This is a genomic window from Dyella sp. 333MFSha, assembly GCF_900102405.1.
Classification (GTDB): domain Bacteria; phylum Pseudomonadota; class Gammaproteobacteria; order Xanthomonadales; family Rhodanobacteraceae; genus Luteibacter; species Luteibacter mycovicinus.
This window is the reverse complement of sequence record NZ_FNBR01000013.1, coordinates 1-4561: the sequence shown is the minus strand read 5'-3', so window position 1 is coordinate 4561 and position 4561 is coordinate 1. Positions and strand designations below refer to the sequence as shown.

Annotated in this window: 2 protein-coding genes; one reads left to right on the top strand and one right to left on the bottom strand. The window is 57.8% G+C overall.

Annotated features, from left to right (window positions below):
• Positions 1-77: 77 nt before the first annotated feature.
• Complete coding sequence (locus BLT40_RS20410) at positions 78-227, bottom strand: hypothetical protein (protein WP_176809221.1); 150 nt, start codon at positions 225-227, stop codon at positions 78-80.
• A gap of 1109 nt (positions 228-1336) precedes the next feature.
• Between BLT40_RS20410 and BLT40_RS20145 the strand changes: the two genes are divergently transcribed.
• Positions 1337-1519, top strand: coding sequence for a hypothetical protein (locus BLT40_RS20145; RefSeq protein WP_139382868.1), 183 nt, complete (start codon positions 1337-1339; stop codon positions 1517-1519).
• The last annotated feature ends 3042 nt before the right edge of the window (positions 1520-4561 follow it).

The following is a 4561-nucleotide window of genomic DNA, read 5'->3' as shown; positions in this document are numbered from 1 at the left end:
ACAGTCTCGGTGGCCTGACGCCTGCCGAATTCAGGCAGCAGAACGATCCGGCCGCCTCGGGTTATGGTTGGAACTAATTAACGGGGAGTCGACACCATCGCCTGCTGATCCTGATCAGAAAGCTGCGAGTCCATGTTACCGAACGACGAATACGACGCAAACTGCCCCAGCGTGCCCTGGAAAAATGCTGCGGCCATCGGTGGCGCCATGACAATCAGCGTCGACAACAGAAGGCCTGCGCCTCCTGCTGCAAGGCCACGCTGTTGATACCGTCTGTGCTGCCGATATTGTCGAACGTCGCGAGGTACTTTAGCGCGCTTACGAGCACGACGGTCAGGAGGTGCGAGTGAGCTCGCGGTGTCTATGCCGCATACCAACTATCTCCCAATAGTACCTTGGCCTGCTCAAAGAGCAGGCGGATTGATGGGATAGGACCTAAACCAACGACGAAGGCCAAGGTGGCCTTATTTAGTAGCAGCGCGTCGGCTGTGGCGACGTTCTCCATTTGGGCGAGGTCGTCGTATGGACTGGAACGGGCTGGTACGGTCTGCCGTTTGGTTTACTGCTCGATACGGCGCGCGAGGTACCTTGGCGGCATTCCATCACGAAAAGCGGATTGGTATGACCGTGCGTTAAGCGCCCATATCAGTTCACTCGAACGGCATATGTACACACGTTGTACAGGACGCGGCAGTGGCTCTTTCCGCATCGGTTTAGTACCCGAGCGGTCGCCTCAGTAGCGTCGGCGGCGGTGGCGCTGCTAATCACACTGCTGCCCGGTTCCTGAGCGACCGCTGCGCATTGGTTAACGAAGCTGACGACTATTGTGCAGTGGCCGCTGCTGCCACCTGATTCGACGCATCGCTGCGTCGCAACCTTTAGCGCTTCGCTCTTTGAGGTGCCGTCGATGTCGCCACCAGCAGCTCCATTCATACGATCTATCGCGATAGCTCCCCATCGATCCTCCCAGATAGCTGGCGGCGCGGGTGGCGCAACAGCTCCGGTCTCGCCCGGTTGACCGTACGGTGATCCGGGAGCACTCGGAGGTACACATCCTGGATTGCCGGCCCCCGGAATTCCCGGGGCACACTGTCCAAAACTTAGCGGGGAGTAAGCGATCATAAGAATCGCAAATAACCTAAGAGATGTCATGAACGGAATGATCCATCACAATTTGGCGAACGATATTTAATAGAGTCGGCTTGCGCAACCTGTGAGCTGTTTCCCAGATTATTTCCGATATTCAGATTCTGCGCTGCATTCGCACGATATCCACTGGAGTCACCCCCTCCGTCGCCCGAAGTGCGCACAGACGGCATATACCCGGACCCCCGACATGCATCCTACCCTGAGCTATCGCCTGCTGATCCTGCCCCCCCCGGAGCTGGGATCCGACGTTACCGAACGACGAATACGACGCAAACTGCCCCAGCGTGCCCTGGAAGAACGCGGCGGCCATCGGTGGCGGCATGACAAGCAGTGTCGACAAAAAGAGACCGACGCCGCCCTGCTGCAGTAATTCGACGATAGTGATCCGACCTGGATCTCAGGCTTTTAGCGTACGGGGTGGGGGACACTGCACTTGCTATAGATCACGTGGCAAGTCGTTCCTGATTTGCAACCATCCAATGCGCGGCGCTCCGCCCGTTCCTGGGTCGCACCAGTGTTACCGTTTATTGCACCGCCACCAGCCTCCTGGACCATGGCGGCGCACTGATTATTAAAAGTCGCCAACACTTTACAGTTGCTTCCACCGTTCCTCCGGCACATATCCAGTGCGATACGTTCTGCTTCGCTCTTCGTATCCCGGTCCTCTACCGTTCCACCTCTGTTTTCTGCGTCCATAGCTATCGCGCCCCAACCGCCAACCCAGTGCACGGCAGGCGGGGCGTTAACGACCGGCGCGTCTCCAGCTTGATGGTAAGGAGAACCCGTTGCTGTTGGAGGCATGCACCCTGGATTGCCGGCGCCGGGAATTCCGGCTCCGCATTGTGCCCTTGCTGCCAGAGGTGATAGCAGTACGACTAACAGCGCGGCTCGGCAACCGTTGGAAATCATTCCATGTCCCATCTGATGTTTTCTTCCGTTGACCGTTGAGATCCACTGAACGCGGACGGGCAGTGCGCACTGACTGTAAGGAAATCTGCATGTCCGCTCGTCCCCACATATTGTCACGACTCGCGATTCCGCACGAGATCTTGTAGCTGCTGTCGCGCTGCTGAAGATACCCTTGGCTAACTGCGTGATAGCGGCACACTGGCTGTAATACGTGAGTACGACCTCGCAATGAGTTCCGCCTTGCTCCTCACATTGTAAAAGCGCCCTCCGGCACAAGATATGCGGGAAGCATACTGCGACCATGCCAAGGCCCGTAAGCAAGATAAACGAGGGTGATTATGAAGTTTTTCTTGCCAGCTCGCGATTCGTCGTGCGGTACGTAGTTGACTCTGATGCGGCCAACTTCTTGCAACCTTTTGACGGACGAGGCGCGGCGGACACTGCGAGGCGTTAGTCGACTCTCTCAGCGAGGCTGCAGGCACTGTAGACGATTTGGCACGAAGCCGTATCTCCACACTCTTCCTTGGCAGCAGCCTTGGCGACTTCAAGGCTCGGACCGCTAGCACTTCCCATCACTCCTCCCGTGGATCGCTGAGCGACGGCGGCACATTGATTGCGATACGCGACGGAAATGGCGCAGGCCTGCCCTCGGTTCTCGCGGCATTGGTCCAAGGCCTCACGCTTTGCCTCGGCCTGCGTCTTCATGCCTGTCGATACCCCGGCGCTTCCAGTGCTGGCATCCAGGGCCACGGCGCCCCAGCGTTCTGACCATCGCGCTGTGGGAGGTGGAGAGCTAGACGAGGACGAACTGGCATCTCCCTGTTGGCCGTAAGGGGAGCCAGGTTGCGTCGGAGGAATGCATCCCGGGTTCCCGGCGCTCGGAATGCCGGGAGCGCACTGCGCCCAGACAGCATTGCTGGCAAATAGAGTGATTGTCAGTAGCAGGATTTTCGTAAGTGTCACTCGACCTCGCCTCGCCCGGTTGGAGCTCTCTGAGTAGGTGTAGTGTCCGCAAGCGCTTTGTTAAGAGATGACATTGCCCTAAAGGCTTGCAGGACCATGCTGCTGATGCCGTCGGTGTTGCCGATGCTGGCGAAGGCTCTCGTTCTGAAACACTGAAGCCACGCGCGGGCGCGCTGCCGGAGACTTGCTTCGGTTTGCGTGCTCGTCAGTAGAATCCTTGGCCCGGGCTTTCTGCTTGGGGATGAGTGATGCTGCGCCATGCCAGCAATCGCTACTGCACGCGAACAGGCAGGCTGCACGAAGAGTAGTACGAATGGCAGTTATCTTGACCAGAACGCAAGCACTCTTTCATCGCGCGCTTCGTTGCCTCGGTTTCGCTCGGTGCGGATTCGATCTTTGTGCCGCCGCTGCCAGCAACCAATGCAATGCATTGATTTCTAACGGTTCCCATACTTTTGCATGTTTCATCTCCGTCAAGGCGGCAGTCCGCGATAGCAGCATCTATCGCCTCGCGCTCTGTTTTCTTTCCGCTTGAGCCACCAGCGATTTGCCCTGAGTCGGTAACTGCCAACGCACCCCATCGATCCTCCCAGCGCTCGCTTGGGCCGGATCGTGGCGACTGCTGGGTACTTCCGGGGATGGGCACGCATGTCTGCCATCCTTGCCCCGACTGGGGATATTGGCCTGGAGGACAGCCACCCTCGGCATGTGAGTAGCCAGACGCACATATGAGCAAGAAAATGGCGGCCATAGCCTTCGTCATCGATCTTTCCATGTGTTATGGGATTGCATTTATGCCCTCGACGTCTTCACGTCATCGTTTTAGCGACGGCCCCAACGGTTGTGTTGCACGCCCCCCATGCATCGTGGCCTGCATTTGCTGATTAGGGTTTCCTGCTCCGACGCTGTTAATTGGGGTGGAGGCGTAGACCGGTGCGCCCGGCGGCTGCCCCTGAGGCCCCGGTCGACTACCCGCACCCTGGAACACCGGCTGATTCCCCATCAACGTGCTCAGTCCACGCTAGACCCAGAACGTGATGCTTACCGGTAGGGCCCATTCCCTGATTATGCGGTTCTCGAGCGATCGGTCTCCTCGTTCAGGACAATCCTTGGATCTTAGGATATGTCATGATCGCTGGACGGGTAAGCTGCAGGCCGAGTAATACACACGACAGTTCGTGTCGCCGTTATTGCAACTATGCTTGGCCTTATTCTCAGCCTCTTCCTTTGTGCCGCCGGATCCGGTGGTGAGTAGCGAGTCTCCGACTACCATCGCAACGCAGCCATTACCGTATGAGATTGCGACAGTGCAGTTGGTGCCGCCTTTCGATTTGCAATCGTCCAAGGCGAGTAGTTCCGCCGCTTTCATTGTGTCCGCGTTAATCGATGTTCCGAGAACGCCCTTCCCTGAATCGGTGGCAATCGCTTGCCAGCGCGAATGCCAATGTCGACTCCCCGTTAATTAGTTCCAACCATAACCCGAGGCGGCCGGATCGTTCTGCTGCCTGAATTCGGCAGGCGTCAGGCCACCGAGACTGTC